General features: G+C 74.1%; 11 protein-coding genes. 7 read left to right on the top strand and 4 right to left on the bottom strand.

Annotated features, from left to right (window positions below):
- Nucleotides 1-6: 6 nt before the first annotated feature.
- Nucleotides 7-2,676, top strand: a complete 2,670-nt coding sequence (ppdK, locus tag ACFOY6_RS07760) for a pyruvate, phosphate dikinase (RefSeq protein WP_109516795.1) — start codon at nt 7-9, stop codon at nt 2,674-2,676.
- 58 nt (nt 2,677-2,734) lie between these two features.
- Here the strand turns inward: ppdK and ygfZ are convergent, their stop codons facing one another.
- Entirely contained in the window at nt 2,735-3,556 is an 822-nt protein-coding gene (ygfZ, locus tag ACFOY6_RS07755; protein WP_379649975.1) for a CAF17-like 4Fe-4S cluster assembly/insertion protein YgfZ, read from the bottom strand.
- Between the two features lie 92 nt (nt 3,557-3,648).
- Between ygfZ and ACFOY6_RS07750 the strand changes: the two genes are divergently transcribed.
- Nucleotides 3,649-4,587, top strand: coding sequence for a glycosyltransferase family 9 protein (locus ACFOY6_RS07750; RefSeq protein ID WP_379632697.1), 939 nt, complete (start codon nt 3,649-3,651; stop codon nt 4,585-4,587).
- Between the two features lie 17 nt (nt 4,588-4,604).
- Here the strand turns inward: ACFOY6_RS07750 and ACFOY6_RS07745 are convergent, their stop codons facing one another.
- Together ACFOY6_RS07745 and ACFOY6_RS07740 are read right to left on the bottom strand one after the other, a co-directional pair.
- Complete coding sequence (locus tag ACFOY6_RS07745; protein WP_379632699.1) at nt 4,605-5,645, bottom strand: glycosyltransferase; 1,041 nt, start codon at nt 5,643-5,645, stop codon at nt 4,605-4,607.
- Nucleotides 5,646-5,709: 64 nt separating this feature from the next.
- Entirely contained in the window at nt 5,710-6,996 is a 1,287-nt protein-coding gene (locus ACFOY6_RS07740) for an O-antigen ligase family protein (RefSeq protein WP_379649972.1), read from the bottom strand.
- Nucleotides 6,997-7,285: 289 nt separating this feature from the next.
- On the opposite strand from ACFOY6_RS07740, the gene asnB reads away from it, so the two are divergent.
- Entirely contained in the window at nt 7,286-9,043 is a 1,758-nt protein-coding gene (asnB, locus tag ACFOY6_RS07735) for an asparagine synthase (glutamine-hydrolyzing) (protein WP_379649970.1), read from the top strand.
- A gap of 99 nt (nt 9,044-9,142) precedes the next feature.
- Here the strand turns inward: asnB and ACFOY6_RS07730 are convergent, their stop codons facing one another.
- On the bottom strand, nt 9,143-9,784 hold the full coding sequence (locus tag ACFOY6_RS07730; protein WP_109516801.1) for a TenA family protein: 642 nt from the start codon (nt 9,782-9,784) through the stop codon (nt 9,143-9,145).
- A gap of 121 nt (nt 9,785-9,905) precedes the next feature.
- On the opposite strand from ACFOY6_RS07730, the gene ACFOY6_RS07725 reads away from it, so the two are divergent.
- The 4 genes from ACFOY6_RS07725 to der all read left to right on the top strand — a co-directional run bounded on the left by ACFOY6_RS07725 (nt 9,906) and on the right by der (nt 14,820).
- Entirely contained in the window at nt 9,906-11,225 is a 1,320-nt protein-coding gene (locus ACFOY6_RS07725; RefSeq protein WP_379632709.1) for a dihydroorotase, read from the top strand.
- A gap of 121 nt (nt 11,226-11,346) precedes the next feature.
- The gene (locus ACFOY6_RS07720; RefSeq protein WP_379649967.1) at nt 11,347-12,021 is read left to right on the top strand and encodes a tetratricopeptide repeat protein; all 675 of its coding nucleotides are present in this window, start codon (nt 11,347-11,349) and stop codon (nt 12,019-12,021) included.
- Nucleotides 12,021-13,361 carry an outer membrane protein assembly factor BamB family protein gene (locus ACFOY6_RS07715; RefSeq protein ID WP_379649965.1) on the top strand — a complete coding sequence of 447 codons (1,341 nt, stop codon included), beginning with the start codon at nt 12,021-12,023 and terminating at the stop codon, nt 13,359-13,361. Before ACFOY6_RS07720 ends, ACFOY6_RS07715 begins: the two co-directional genes overlap by 1 nt.
- 121 nt (nt 13,362-13,482) lie before the next feature.
- Nucleotides 13,483-14,820, top strand: coding sequence for a ribosome biogenesis GTPase Der (gene der / locus ACFOY6_RS07710; protein ID WP_109516804.1), 1,338 nt, complete (start codon nt 13,483-13,485; stop codon nt 14,818-14,820).
- Nucleotides 14,821-14,906: the final 86 nt, after the last annotated feature.

Below are 14,906 nucleotides of genomic sequence, written 5' to 3'. Positions count from 1 at the left end.
CCCGAGATGCAGAAGTGGGTGTATGGTTTCGGCGCCGGCCGCAATGACGGCAAGGCCGAGATGCGCAATCTGCTGGGTGGCAAGGGGGCCAACCTGGCGGAGATGGCCTCGATCGGCCTGCCCGTGCCGCCGGGCTTCACCATCACCACCGAGGTCTGCACCTACTACTACGACAACGGCAAGCAGTACCCCGCCGAGCTGGAGGCCCAGGTGGCCGAGGCGCTGGCGCGCATCGAGCAGGCCGTCGGCCTCTCCTTCGGCGACGAGGCGAAGCCGCTGCTGGTCTCCGTCCGCTCCGGCGCCCGCGTCTCCATGCCGGGCATGATGGACACGGTGCTGAACCTCGGCCTGAACGACCGCACGGTGGAGGGGCTCGCCACCGCCTCGGGCGATTCGCGCTTCGCCTGGGACAGCTACCGCCGCTTCATCCAGATGTACGGCTCCGTGGTGCTGGGCGTGGACCACCACCGCTTCGAGGAGATCATCGAGGACGCCAAGCTGGACAAGGGCGTCTCCGAGGACACGCAGCTGACCGCCGAGGACTGGAAGCAGGTCGTCGCCCACTACAAGGCGATGGTGGAGGAGGTGCTGGGCAGTCCCTTCCCGCAGGAGCCGAAGGCGCAGCTCTGGGGCGCCATCGGCGCCGTGTTTGGCAGCTGGATGAACCAGCGCGCCAACACCTACCGCCGGCTGCACGACATCCCGGCCAGCTGGGGCACGGCGGTGAACGTGCAGGCCATGGTGTTCGGCAACATGGGCGAGGATTGCGCCACCGGCGTCTGCTTCACCCGCGACCCCTCCACGGGCGAGAACATCTTCTACGGCGAGTACCTGATCAACGCCCAGGGCGAGGATGTGGTGGCCGGCATCCGCACGCCGCAGCCCATGTCCAAGGCCCGCTCCAAGCCGGGCGAGCGCAGCATGGAAGAGGCCATGCCCGCCGCCTATGCCGAGCTGGTGCAGGTCCGGCAGACGCTCGAGCAGCACTACACGGACATGCAGGACATCGAGTTCACCGTGCAGCAGAACAAGCTGTACATGCTGCAGACGCGCAACGGGAAGCGCACCGCCGCCGCCAGCCTCAAGATCGCCGTCGACATGGCGCGCGAGGGGCTGATCGACGAGCGGGAGGCGGTGAAGCGCGTGGCCCCCGGCTCGCTCGACCAGCTGCTGCACCCGACGCTGGACCCCAAGGCGCCGCGCAACCTGATCTCGAAGGGCCTGCCGGCCTCGCCCGGCGCCGCCTGCGGCACGGTGGTGTTCTCGGCCGACGAGGCGGAGACGCGCGCCGCCAAGGGCGAGAGCGTCATCCTGGTCCGCATCGAGACCAGCCCCGAGGACATCCACGGCATGCACGCCGCCAAGGGCATCCTCACCACGCGCGGCGGCATGACCAGCCACGCGGCGGTGGTGGCGCGCGGCATGGGCCGGCCCTGCGTGGCCGGTGCCGGCGGCGTGGTGGTGGACTACAACAGCCAGCAGCTCCGCGCCGGCGGCCAGACCGTGCAGGCGGGCGAGACCATCACGCTGGACGGCGCCACGGGCGAGATCTTCCTCGGCGCCGTGGCGATGGTGGAGCCGCAGCTCTCCGGCGACTTCGCCACGCTGATGGGCTGGGCCGACAAGGTGCGCCGCCTGAAGGTGCGCGCCAACGCCGAGACGCCGCTGGACGCCGACACCGCCCGCAAGTTCGGCGCCGAGGGCATCGGCCTCTGCCGCACCGAGCACATGTTCTTCGACCCCGAGCGCATCGGCGCCGTGCGGCAGATGATCATGAGCGAGAGCGAGGGCGGGCGGCGCGACGCGCTGGCCAAGCTGCTGCCCTTCCAGCGCGCCGACTTCATCGAGCTGTTCCGCATCATGGCCGGGCTGCCGGTGACAATCCGCCTGCTCGACCCGCCGCTGCACGAGTTCCTGCCCCACCGGGAGGAGGAGCTGGCCGAGGTGGCGGCGAGCCTGGGCGCCGACCTCGCCACCATGCAGCGCCGTGCCGCCGACCTCTCGGAAGCCAATCCGATGCTCGGCCACCGTGGCTGCCGCCTCGGTGTGACCTTCCCCGAGATCTACGAGATGCAGGCGCGCGCCATCTTCGAGGCGGCGGTGGCCACCGCCCAGGAGACGGGCAAGGCGCCGGTGCCGGAGATCATGATCCCGCTCGTCGCCGCGAAGAAGGAGCTGGAGATCACCCGCGCCCAGGTGGACAAGGTTGCGAAGGAGGTCTTCGCCGAGGCCGGGCTGGAGATCGAGTACCTGGTCGGCACCATGATCGAGCTGCCGCGCGCCTGCCTGACGGCCGATGCCATCGCCGGCACGGCGGATTTCTTCTCCTTCGGCACCAACGACCTGACGCAGACCACCTTCGGCCTCTCGCGCGACGATGCCGGCAAGTTCCTGCCCTACTATGTCGAGAAGGGCATCCTGCCGAAGGACCCCTTCGTCTCGATCGACCCGGAGGGCGTGGGCGCGCTGGTGCAGATCGCCGCCGAGAAGGGCCGTGGCGTGAAGCAGGACCTGAAGCTCGGCATCTGCGGCGAGCATGGCGGCGACCCTGCCTCGATCCAGTTCTGCGAAAGCGTCGGGCTGGACTACGTCTCCTGCTCGCCCTACCGCGTGCCGGTGGCGCGGCTGGCGGCGGCCCAGGCCGCCCTGGCCGGCGGCACCGATCGCACCGCGTAAACAGACAGAAAAAAAGATGGGGGCCCGGGGGAATTCCTTCCCCCGGCCTTTTCTTTTTCTACGGCGCCGCCTTCTCCGGCAGCCGCATCCAGTGCGGAATACGCGGCATGAGCGTGGCCTCGCCGCAGGTCAGCGCCTCATCCCCCAGGATGGGCAGCCGCAGCAGCGCCAGCCCCAGCCCCTCGGCATGGCCGGAGCGCATCTCCCCCACCTCCGCCTCGCCGCGCCGGATGGGCGTGCCCGGCGCCGGCAGCGGCCCCTGCACATCGACCGGCACCAGCCGCCGCTTCAGCAGGCCGCGATACTTGGTGCGGGCCGTCAGCTCCTGACCCATGTAGCAGCCCTTGCTCCAGGAGATTCCGTCCAGCTCGTCGAAGCCGGCCTCCAGCAGCACGGATTTCTCCGGCTCCAGGTCCGGCGCGCCGTCCGGCAGGCCAAGGGCGAGGCGGTGGCGGGCATAGTCGCCATTCCCGGCGGGCAGGTCGGCGGCGGGCAGGATGGCGCGCCAGCCGGCCTCCGGCAGGCGCGGGTCGGGCGCCGCGATGGCGCCTTGCGGCACGGCCGCGCCGCCCCAGCCGGCCAGCACGCCGAGATCGGGCCGCGCCGCCAGCGCCACCTTCGCGCGCAGGCGGAAGCGGGAGAGGCGCTGCGCCAGCATCTCCGCCTGGGCGGCGGCGCAGTCGAGCAGCAGGGCCTCCGGCGTGGCGAGGATGAAGAAGTCGGCCAGCCACTTGCCTTGCGGCGTCAGCAGCGCGGCCCAGACCGCATGGCCGGGGGTGGCGCGCGCCACGTCGTTCGAGACGAGGCCCTGGAGGAAGCTGACACGGTCCTCGCCGGTCAGTTCCACCACGGCGCGGTCGGGGAGGGGGGCGATGGGCATGATATGAGATTTGGCGTTCCGGCGGCCCGAGGCAAGCGGCGGCATGTCCCTCTGCGCGCGGCGCGGAAACCGTGCTAGAGCCGCGCCCGACCATGCGCATCCTGTTCGTGACCGCCACCCGGATCGGGGATGCGGTGCTCTCCACCGGCCTGCTGGACCATTTGCTGCGGACCTATCCCGGCGCGCGGATCACCGTGGCCTGCGGGCCGGTGGCCGAAGGCGTGTTCGCCCGCATGCCGAACCGGGAGGCCACCATCCTGCTCGCCAAGCAGCGCTTCTCGGGGCACTGGTTCTCGCTCTGGGGGCAGGTGGCGCGGCAGCGCTGGGACCTGGTGGTGGATCTGCGCGGCTCCGCCCTCTCCTGGCTGGTGCGGACGCGGCGCCGCGCGGTGATGCGCGGCGGGCGGCGGCCCGGCCACAAGCTGCTGCAACTGGCGGGCGTGCTGGGGCTGCACCCGGCGCCGCGCCCGGTGGCCTGGTTCGGCCCGCAGGATGCGGCGAAGGCCGCGGCGCTGCTGCCGGGGGAGGGGCCCTATCTCGCCCTCGGCCCCAGCGCCAACTGGGCGGGCAAGGTGTGGCCGCCGGAGCGCTTCGTGGCGTTGTTCCAGGCGCTGACGGCGCCGGGCGGGCGGCTGGAGGGCGCGCGCCCCGTGGTGCTGGCCGGACCCGGCGCCACCGAGGCCGCCATGGCGGCGCCCGTGCTGGCCGCGCTGCCGCAGGCGGTCGACCTGGTGGGGCGGCTGGAACTGCCGGAGGCGGCGGCGCTGCTCTCCCGCTGCGCGCTGTTCGTGGGCAATGATTCGGGGCTGATGCACCTCTCGGCGGCGGCGGGCACGCCCACGCTGGGGCTGTTCGGCCCCACCCCGGCGGCGGAATACGCGCCGGTGGGGCGGCGGGCGCGGGCGGTGCTGGCGCGTGGCCTGCCGGGCCGGGCGCCGATGGAGGCGCTCGGCGTCGAGGCGGCGCTGGCGGCGGCGGTGGCCCTGCTGGACACACCAGGGGACGCACCAGGGGAACCGCCGGAAGGCTGAGACCGGAAGCCGGGGCCTCAGCCCGCGCCGGGCGAGACCCGGCGCAGGAAATCCTGCCACTGCGCCACCACGGCGGTCTCGGAGAAGCTGGCCTCGTAGGCGGCGCGGCCGGCCGCGGCCAGCGTGGCGCGGCGCCCGGGGTCGGCCAGCAGGGTAGCCAGGGCGCGGCCCAGCGCCTCCGGCTGGTCGCGCGGCACCAGCAGGCCCGTCTCGCCGTCGCGGATCAGCTCGGCGGGGCCATCGGCATCGGTGGCCACCACGGGGCGGGCGGCGCTCCAGCCTTCCAGCACCACATTGCCCAGCGGCTCGTGGCGGGAGGGGCAGACCATCACATCGCAGGCCGCCAGCAGCGCCGCCGTGTCCTGCCGCCAGCCGAGGAAGCGGACGCGCTCCGCCACGCCCAGTTCGCCGGCCAGGCGGGTGAGGGTCTCGCGCTCCGGCCCCTCGCCGGCCAGCAGCAGCACGGCGCCCGGCACATGCGGCAGGGCGCGCAGCAGCGTATCGAAGGCCTTGTTGGCGTGCAGCCGGCCGAGCGCCAGCAGGCGCGGCGCGCCCTCCGGAACCGCCGGCTCGGCGGGCAGCTCGGCGGGCAGGGCGCCGGCCATGTCCTCGGCGAAGTTGGGCAGGTGGTGCACCCGCGCCTCCGGCCAGCCCTGCTCCAGCATCCAGCGGCGCAGGCCGCGCGTGTTGCCCACCAGGTGGTCGCAATGGCGGTAGTGGCGCAGGTCGTAATAGCCGCCGAGGCGGCCGACCAGAGTCCAGGGGCCGCGCGGGGTGAAGCCGGCGGCGCGGTTCATCCAGGCCACCACCGCCTGGGGCTGGAAGGCGTGCAGGTGGCGGCGCATCTGGAGATGGGTAGGCAAGTCCAGCCAGCGCTGGCCGAAGCGCAGCTGCACCGGCGTGAGTCCCCGCACCGAGAGCCGCGCCGCGCGGGCCGGGTTGGCGCGGATGAGCGGCAGCACCTCCTCCCCCGCGGCGTGCAGGGCGCAGCAGAGGCGCTCATAGAAGCTCTCGGCGCCGCCCATCGGGGCGCCCGCCATCACCTGGGCCAGCCTCATGCCATTCTCCCGGGAGGTTCCGGCGGGGACAATGCGCCGCCGCGGCCACCGTTGCCGCCGGGCCTCACGGCGTGGCGCGCAGCCGGGCGAGGGCGGTGAGGCCCACCGCCAGCAGCAGCAGCACGCCGATCCACCAGGCCTGCCACACGCCGTAGCTGAGCATGCCCACCACCCCGCCCGATGTCAGCAGCCCGGCGGCGGCGGGGGCGTGCAGCGCCGCGCCATGCCAGCCCAGCCACAGCAGCAGCCCCGCCGCCAGCAGCGCGCCCACCGCGCCCAGCTCCAGCCAGATCTGCAGCGGGGCGTTGTGCGGGTGCAGCGGCAGGCGCTGCGCCCGCACCCCCTCGAACCAGGCGCGCGACACGGCGCCGCCGAGGCCGAAGCGTTCCAGCGCCTCGGGCGTGAAGGTGTCCCGCCCGCCGGGCAGGCTGCGGCTGGACTCGCCGCCCCAGCCGAGCAGCGGCCGCTCGCCGATCCGCTCCAGCACGAACTCCCAGATCAGCACGCGGTGCGCGGCGGAGGGCGGGATGGCGTCCAGCGCCGGCAGGCGGGGCAGTGCGGCGCTGAACATCAGCGGCGCCGCCAGCACGGCAACGGCCAGCAGGGCACCGGCGGCGCGCGCCACCCAGGCGCCCAGCAGCCAGGCCGCCGCCATCGCCGCCAGCCCGGCCAGCACGGCGATCTTGGCGGATTCGGCCGGCAGCCACAGCACGGTGAGCAGCCCCGCCGGCAGCAGCGCCCAGCGCAGCGCGCGCGGCAGCACCGCCGGGTGGGCATGGGGCAGGCACAGCGCCAGCGGCAGCAGCACGGCAATGATGGAGACCGCCGGCTTCAGCCCGAAGGGCAGGTTGGGCGGCGCCTCGGCCGGGCTAATGCCGCGCACCGCCGCGCGCAGCCAGTTGCCGCTGGCATGGTCGAGCAGGGCCAGGGCGATGCCCGCCGCCAGCCCCCAGCCCAGGCAGCGCAGCACGGCGCGCAGCCGGTGCGGCGGCTGTTCCGCCACCGCCCGCGCCGCCATGGCGCCGAGCAGGATGTAGAGGCCCAGGGTGAGCGCGGTGGTGGCGGCGCGGCCCGGCTCGATGGACCAGGCGGCGCTGGCCAGCAGCCAGCCCATCGGCAGCAGGACCGGCGCCAGCACGGCGGGGCGCGGCCAGGGCAGCAGGCCGGGGCCGCGCGCGCCCGGCAGGCGCCGCCGCTCCCATCCATGCAGCGCCACGGCGGCGAGGAAGCCCAGCACGGTGAGCAGCGCCACGGCGCGGAACTGGAGCACCGCCACCGCGGGGGCTATGGCCAGCATCAGCCCGATCGGCAGGCTCGCGCCGCGCAGGCCGCGCGTGTCGGAAGGGGGCATGGGCGGGGCAACTCCCGGCGGGGGCGGCAAGAAGGGCGCGGGAAAGAACCATGCCGCCCCGGGCGAGGCAAGAACGCAGCCTCCGGCCCGCCCCGCCTTGTCGTGCCTTGACAGGAACCCCCCCGAGCCGCTTGGTAGGGTTGAGAATTTCATGCGCATGGCCCCGATGCTGCCGCAGACCCAGCCCCGCCCGGGGCGGCCGGGACCGATGCTCCGGCCCCCACGGGCGGCTCCTTTCCCGTTGTCCCGACGCTTCGCCGCCATGCCACGCGGCCAAGAGAGCTGAGCCATGTGCGGAATCGCCGGCCTCTCGCTGCATGGGCGCGCCGTTCCGGATGCGGCGCTGCTGCAACGCCTGACCGACGCGCTGGCGCATCGCGGCCCCGATGGCGCCGGCCACCATGTGGCGGCCAATGTGGCGCTGGCGCACACCCGGCTGGCCATCATCGACCTGGCGGGCGGCGACCAGCCGCTCTTCGCCGGGCCCGCCGCGCTGGTCGGCAATGGCGAGGTCTACAACTACCGGGAGCTGCGCACCGAGAACCAGCTCCTCTGCGCCACCGGCAGCGACTGCGAGCCGCCGCTGCACCTGTTCCGGCGCGACGGGCTGGCCTTCGCCGAGCGGCTGCGCGGCATGTACGCGCTGGCCGTGCACGACCGCGCCACCCGGCAGGTGGTGCTGGCGCGCGACCCCTTCGGCATCAAGCCGCTCTACACCGCCGAGCTGCCGGGCGGCATCGCCTTCGCCTCCGAGCCGCAGGCGCTGATCGGCGCCGGGCTGGTGGCGCCGAGGCTGCGCCCCGAGGCGCGGGCCGAGCTGCTGCAGATGCAGTTCACCACCGGCGCGGAGACCATCTTCGAGGGCATCCGGCGCGTGCTGCCGGGCGAGACCATCGCCATCTCGGAAGGCAAGGTGCTGGAGCGCCGGCGCCGCGCCGCCCTGCCCGAGGGCGGGCCGGTCGCCACCACCGAGGCCGAGGCGCTGGCGCGCTTCGAGGCGGCCTTCCGCTCCAGCGTCGAGCTGCACCAGCGGAGCGACGTGCCCTACGGCATGTTCCTCTCGGGCGGCACGGACAGCGCCGCGGTGCTGGCGATGATGGCGCGGCTGAACGAGGCGCCGGTGCGCGCCTTCACCGCCGGCTTCGACATTCCCGGCGCCGCCGATGAGCGCGAGCGCGCCGCCACCCTGGCCCGCGCCGCCGGCGCCCGGCACGAGACGGTGATGGTGGGCGAGGCCGATGTGTGGCGCCACCTGCCCGAGATCGTCGCCGCCATGGACGACCCGGCGGCGGACTACGCCATCATCCCCACCTGGTTCCTGGCGCGGCGGGCGCGGCAGGCGGTGAAGGTGGTGCTCTCCGGCGAGGGGGGGGACGAGCTGCTCGGCGGCTATGGACGCTACCGCGCCGCGATGCGCCCCTGGTGGCTGGGCGGCAAGGCGCCCCGCACCCGTGGCGCCTTCGACCGGCTGGACGTGCTGCGCGCGGCGCCGACCGGCTGGCGGGACGGCATCGCCGCCGCCGAGGCCGCCGTGGCCTTGCCCGGCCGCACCCGGCTGATGGCCGCCCAGGCGCTCGATGTCGCCGACTGGCTGCCCAACGACCTGCTGATCAAGCTCGACCGCTGCCTGATGGCGCATGGCGCGGAAGGCCGCACCCCCTTCCTCGACAGCGCCGTGGCCGAGGCGGTGTTCCGCCTGCCGGACGGGCTGAAGGTGCGTAAGGGCGCCGGCAAGTGGCTGCTGCGCGAGTGGCTGGCGCGGAACTTCCCCGCCGCCGAGCCGCACCGGCCGAAGCAGGGCTTCACCGTGCCGGTGGGCGCCTGGATCGGTGCCCGGGGCGAGCAGCTCGGCCCGCTGGTGGCGGCGCAGCCGGGGGTGATGGAGATTGCCCGCCCGGAGAAGGTGGTGGCGCTGTTCAAGGCCGCCGCCGGCAAGCGCGAGGGCTTCGCCGCTTGGCACCTGCTGTTCTACGCGCTCTGGCACCGCCGGCATGTGGAGGGGGTGATGCCGGAGGGCGACACCTTCGCCTACCTGGCCGCGCGATAAGGGAAGCGTCCGGGCGGCACGCCGCCCACCCACGTATCGCTCAACCGGCAGAAAAAAGATGGGGGCCCGGGGGAATTCCTTCCCCCGGCCTTTTTCTTCCTACGCGTACAGATCGTCGAAGAACTGCCGCTCCAGCCGCACCGCCCGGCGGAACAGCGTGGCGCAGGCGGCTTCCTCCGCCGGCCCCACCCGGTCCAGCTCGGAGCGCAGCCAGCCGACGAAGCCCCGGAAGAAGTCGTTGTCGTGCAGGGTGATCCACTCGGCATGGACGAAATCCGGCGGCAGGGGGCCGCTGCGGCGGCTGGCCCAGGCGAGGTAGAGCCACTCCGCCACCACGAGCACGGAGAGCGCCCGGGCGTAGGAGCGGCTCTCCGCCGCCTCCCGCATCAGATCCTGGAAGGCGCGGGTGGTGCCGCTCAGCACGGGGGCGGTGCGCTCGGCCTCCGGCACGCCGAGCGCGTCGAAGGCGCGCTGGAAGTAGGTGTTCTCGTCGCTGGTGATCATCGCCAGGAAGCCGGAGAGGCGCAGGCGGGCGGCGTAGCTGTCGGCGCTGGCGATGGCGGCGCCGAGGAGGGCCACGAAGCGGTCGATGAACTGGTAGTCCTGCACCAGGTAGGCCCGCATCCGCGCCGGCTCGGCCGTGCCGTCCAGCATGGCGTCGACGAAACGGTGGCGGATGGCGGCGTTCCAGTCCTCGGCGCAGGCGCGGCGCAGCGCCTCGGAGAATCCGGTCTGGGGCATGGCGTTGGTCTCCCGGTCGTGCCGGATGCGGATAGCAGAGCCGCGGTCGGGGGTCGCCCCCGGGGCGGAAACTGCCTAGAGAGAAGGCCACGACCGGCCCCATCCGAGAGGAATGCTCCGCATGACCAGCTACGATCTCATCCTGCGCGGCGGACGCTGCGTGCTCCCCTGGGGCGAGGAGGAGGTCGATGTCGGCGTGCGCGCCGGCCGCATCGCCGCGCTCGGCGACCTGCGGACGGCCGAGGCGGCCGAGGTGCTGGACTGCGCCGGGCTGCACATCCTCCCTGGCCTGATCGACCCGCATGTGCACCTGCGCGATCCTGGTGACCCGGCGGTGGAGACCATCGAGACCGGCACGAAGGCCGCCATCCTCGGCGGCATCACGGCGGTGTTCGACATGCCCAACACCAGCCCGGCCATCACCGGCCAGCAGGCGCTGGAGGACAAGCGCGCCTATGTGAAGGGCCGCGCCTGGTGCGACATCGGCTTCTATGTCGGCGCCGCGCGCTCCAACATCGGCGCCCTGGCGGCGCTGGAGGCCAACCCGGATGTCTGCGCCATTAAGGTGTTCGCCGGCTCCTCGACCGGCGACCTGATGGTGGAGGACGATGCCTCGCTGGAGCGGGTGATGCGCTCCGGCCGCCGCCGCATCGCCTACCACTCGGAGGACGAGTACCGGCTGCAGGGGCGCAAGCCGCTCTACGCCGCCGGCGGCCCGCACCGCCTGCATGCCGAGTGGCGCGACGTGGAATGCGCCTTCCTCGGCACCCGCCGGCTGATGGCGCTGGCGCGCGAGACCGGCCGCCCCGCCCACATCCTGCACGTCTCCACCGCCGAGGAGCTGGGCTACCTGAAGGATTTCCGCGACGTCGCCACGGTGGAGGTGCTGGTCAACCACCTCAGCCAGACGGACGAGGCCTATGACCGCCTCGGCGGCTACGCGGTGATGAACCCGCCGATCCGCGACGCCCGCCACCAGGAGGCCGCCTGGGCCGCCGTGCGCGACGGCACGGTGGACTGCATCGGCTCCGACCACGCGCCGCACAGCCGCGCCGCCAAGGAGCGCCCCTGGCCGGCCACCGCCGCCGGCCTGACCGGCGTGCAGACCCTGGTGCCGCTGATGCTGGACCATGTGAATGCCGGCCGCCTCTCGCTCGGCCGGCTGGTGGACCTGATGGCCGCCGGCCCGGCCCGCGTCTATGGCGCGGTGGGCAAGGGGCGGCTGGCCGCCGGCTACGATGCCGACTTCACCATCGTGGACATGAAGCGCGCCCGCACCATCGAGGAGAGCTGGATCGCCTCACCCTGCGGCTGGACGCCCTTCGCCGGCCAGCGCGTCACCGGCTGGCCGGTGATGACGGTGGTGCGCGGCCATGTGGCGATGCGCGACGACACGGCGCTGGGCGCCCCGGAAGGCCGCCCCGTCAGCTTCCACAGCTGAGGCCCCGGGGCCGGGGCGGGGCGGGGCCGCCCGGCCCCGCCGCCGAAGCTCCGCCGCCAGAGGCTTAACGTGGCGCGCCGCTGCCGCTATGGTCCGCGCCACTTTTCACAGAGGCCGGACCTTGCCGGATATCTTCGACGAAGTGCAGGAGGAGCTGCGGGCCGAACGGGCCCGGCAGCTGGGTGTGCGATATGGCGGCATGCTGGCCGGCGTGGCGCTGCTGGTTCTGGTCGGCCTGGGCGGCTGGCAGGGCTGGCGGTGGTACGAGCAGCGGCAGGCCAGCCAGGCGGCCACGACCTTCCTGGAGGCGCACCGCGCCGCCGAGGCGCAGGGCGCCGACCTGAAGGCGGTGGGCGACCGCTTCGCCGCCCTCGCCGCCGAGAGCCCGGCCGGCTACCGCCTCCTCTCCCTGCTGCGCGCCGCCGCGCTGAAGGCCGAGACGGGCGACCGCGCGGCCGCCCTGGCGATGTGGGACCAGGTGGCGTCCGACAGCGCCGCGCCGCAGCTCTACCGCGACCTCGCCAGCCTGATGTGGGCGCTGCACGGCATGGACAGCCAGGACCCGGCGCTGCTCGCCGCCCGGCTGGAGCCGCTGGCCCAGGCGGGCGGGCAGACGGGCAGCCAGTCGGGCAGCCCCTGGCGCGCCTCGGCGCGGGAGCTGCGGGCGCTGCTCGCCATCCGGCGCGGCGAGACCGCCGAGGCCAAGCGTGACCTGGAGGCCCTGGCGGCCGATGTGAACGCGCCGCGCGGCCTGCGCGACCGCGCCAGCCGCCTCGCGGCGGGATTGGGGGTATGATGCGGGACAGGAAGATCTGGACGCGGCGCGCCGCGCTGCTGGGTGGCGCCGGCCTGCTGAGCGGCTGCGGCCTGCTGGACGGCGTTTTCGGCGACAGCAAGCCGCCGCTGCCGGGCGAGCGCCACTCGGTGCTGACGGCGCAGCGGGAACTGGCGGCCGATGCCGGCATCGCCGGCCGCCCCGTGGCGCTGCCGCCGCCCCAGGCGCGGGCCGAATGGCCGCAGCCCGGTGGCGGCGCCACGCACGATGCCGGCCACAACGCCGTGGGCCCGCGCCTGGCGGAAGCCTGGCGCGCCTCGGTGGGCACCGGCAGCTCCTACCGCCGGCGCATCACCGCCGGCCCCGTCATCGCCCAGGGCACGGTGTTCGCGGCCGACGCCTATGGCGTGGTCTCGGCCTTCGACCTTGCCTCGGGCGGCCGCCGCTGGCGCTTCGACACGCGGCCCGAGGATGACGACACGGGCGCCGTCGGCGCCGGCTGCGCCTTCGCCGACGGCACGCTCTACGTCGCCACCGGCATGGCCGAGATGCTGGCGCTGGACCCCGCCACCGGCGCCGTGCGCTGGCGGGTGCGGCTGCCGGCGCCGACGCGCGGCGCCCCCGCCGTGGCCGATGGCCGCATCTTCATCCCCACCATCGAGAACCAGCTGCTCGGCCTCTCGGCGCAGGACGGCAAGCGGCTCTGGGCCTATCGCGCGCAGCCGACCACGGCGGTGCCGCTCGGCCTGCCGGCGCCGGCGGTGGAGGGCGAGTTCGTCGTCGCCGGCTTCCCCTCGGGCGAGCTGGTGGCGCTGCGGCCCGAGGATGGCCGCGTGCTCTGGACGGAGAGCCTGGCCGGGCAGGGCCTGCGCGGCCTGGGCGACATCTCCGGCGTGCGCGGCCTGCCGGTGATCCACCAGGGCCGCGTCTATGCCATGGGCATGGGCGGCACCTCGATGGCGGTGGACCTGCGCTCCGGCCGCCGGCTGTGGGAGCGCGAGGTGGGCGGCACCGCCAGCCCCGTCGCCGCGGGGGAATGGCTGTTCCTGGTGGGCGCCAATGGCGAGCTGCTGGCGGTGGGGCGCGAGGATGGCCGCATCCGCTGGATCAGCGAGCTGAACGCGCCCGCGCCGGGCCAGAAGAAGCAGGACCCGGCCTATTTCGCCACGCCCATCCTGGCGGGCGGGCAGGTCGTGCTGCCCGGCAGCGGGGGCGAGGCGCTGCTGGTCGATCCGGCGGAGGGGCAGGTGGCGGGCCGTCTGCGCCTGCCCGGCGGCACGCTGCTGCCGGGCGCCGTGGCGCAGCAGACCCTGGTGCTGCTGACCGATGACGGCACCCTCGTCGCCTATCGCGGCGGCTGAGATCCAGGCCCGGGGGGCGGTGTCCCCCCGGTGTCCACCCCGGTGTCTCGGCGGGCGGGGGGCCGGCATGCGCCGCAACATGGTTTCGCCGGGGCGCGATCTGCTCTAAAGCGGCGGTATCATGCTCCCCCGTATCGCCATCATCGGCCGGCCCAACGTCGGCAAGTCCACGCTGTTCAACCGCCTCGCGGGGCGGAAAATCGCCATCGTGGACGACACGCCGGGCGTCACCCGCGACCGCAAGGAGGTCGAGGCGCGCATCGGCGGCCGTCCCGTGCTGCTGCTCGACACGGCGGGGCTGGAGGAGGCCCCGCCCGACACCGTGGCCGGCCGCATGCGCGCCAGCTCCGAAGTGGCGGTGCGGCAGGCCGACCTGGTGCTGTTCGTCATCGACGCCCGCGCCGGCATCACCCCCTCCGACCGCGCCTTCGCCGCCTGGCTGCGCCGCCAGCCGGCGCCGGTGCTGCTGGTCGCCAACAAGACCGAGGGGCGGGGCGGCGGCATGGCCGCCTACGAGGCCTATGAGCTGGGCCTTGGCGACCCCGTCGCCATCTCGGCCGAGCATGGCGAGGGCATCGCCGACCTCTACACCACCGCGCTGCCGATGCTGCCGGAGGAAGAGGACCCCGAGGTGCGGGACCGCGACCGGCCGCTGCGGCTGGCCATCGTCGGCCGCCCGAATGCCGGCAAGTCCACCCTGCTGAACGCCCTGCTGGGCGAGGAGCGCATGATCACCGGCCCCGAGCCCGGCCTGACGCGCGACGCCGTGGCGGTGGAGTGGATCGACGAGACGGGCGGCAAGGTGCGGCTGGTGGACACCGCCGGCATGCGCAAGAAGGCCCGCATCATCGAGAACCTGGAGCAGATGTCGGTGGGCTCCACCATCGCCGCGCTGAAGGAGGCGGAGGTGGCCGTGCTGGTGCTCGACGCCCTGCTGGGGATGGACGAGCAGGACCTCCGCATCGCCCGCCTGGCCGAGCGCGAGGGCCGCGCCGTGGTCATCGCGCTGAACAAGTGGGACGCGGTGGAGGACCGCACCGCCGCCCGCCGCGCGCTGGACGACGTGCTGATGGCCTCGCTGGCGCAGCTCAAGGGCGTCAGCGTCGTCACCCTCTCGGCGATCACCGGCAAGAACGTGAACCGGCTGATGCCCGCCGTGCGCGAGACGCTGGAGCGCTGGAACCGCCGCATCCCGACCGGCGAGCTGAACCGCTGGTTCGAGGCCGCCGTGGCCCGCCATACCCCGCCGCTGGTCGATGGGCGGCGCATCAAGCTGCGCTACGCCACCATGCCCAAGGCGCGGCCGCCGACGATCGCCGTGTTCGGACCCCGCGCCGAGGACCTGCCGGAGGATTACCGGCGCTACCTTGTCAACAGCTTCCGCGAGGCGTTCGACATGCCGGGCGTGCCGATCCGCCTGCATGGGCGCGGCGGCAGGAACCCCTTCGTCGAGGAATGAGGCCAGCCGCCGCCACCGCATCGTCATGCGGGGGGGCGGCGCAAAGGGCCACGGCCTGTGGCATCCTGCCGGCGACGTGTGACACC

This window comes from Teichococcus aestuarii (genome assembly GCF_042651065.1).
GTDB lineage: Bacteria > Pseudomonadota > Alphaproteobacteria > Acetobacterales > Acetobacteraceae > Pseudoroseomonas > Pseudoroseomonas aestuarii.
The sequence above is the reverse complement of the archived record's forward strand: the minus strand, read 5'-3'. Positions and strand labels throughout refer to the sequence as shown.

Bases quoted from the DNA above. Each gene is read 5' to 3' on its own strand.
- ppdK (WP_109516795.1), top strand. From the start codon at position 7: ATGCAGAAGTGGGTGTATGGTTTCGGCGCCGGCCGCAATGACGGCAAG.
- ygfZ (WP_379649975.1), bottom strand. From the start codon at position 3,556: ATGCCCATCGCCCCCCTCCCCGACCGCGCCGTGGTGGAACTGACCGGC.
- ACFOY6_RS07750 (WP_379632697.1), top strand. From the start codon at position 3,649: ATGCGCATCCTGTTCGTGACCGCCACCCGGATCGGGGATGCGGTGCTC.
- ACFOY6_RS07745 (WP_379632699.1), bottom strand. From the start codon at position 5,645: ATGAGGCTGGCCCAGGTGATGGCGGGCGCCCCGATGGGCGGCGCCGAG.
- ACFOY6_RS07740 (WP_379649972.1), bottom strand. From the start codon at position 6,996: ATGCCCCCTTCCGACACGCGCGGCCTGCGCGGCGCGAGCCTGCCGATC.
- asnB (WP_379649970.1), top strand. From the start codon at position 7,286: ATGTGCGGAATCGCCGGCCTCTCGCTGCATGGGCGCGCCGTTCCGGAT.
- ACFOY6_RS07730 (WP_109516801.1), bottom strand. From the start codon at position 9,784: ATGCCCCAGACCGGATTCTCCGAGGCGCTGCGCCGCGCCTGCGCCGAG.
- ACFOY6_RS07725 (WP_379632709.1), top strand. From the start codon at position 9,906: ATGACCAGCTACGATCTCATCCTGCGCGGCGGACGCTGCGTGCTCCCC.
- ACFOY6_RS07715 (WP_379649965.1), top strand. From the start codon at position 12,021: ATGCGGGACAGGAAGATCTGGACGCGGCGCGCCGCGCTGCTGGGTGGC.
- der (WP_109516804.1), top strand. From the start codon at position 13,483: ATGCTCCCCCGTATCGCCATCATCGGCCGGCCCAACGTCGGCAAGTCC.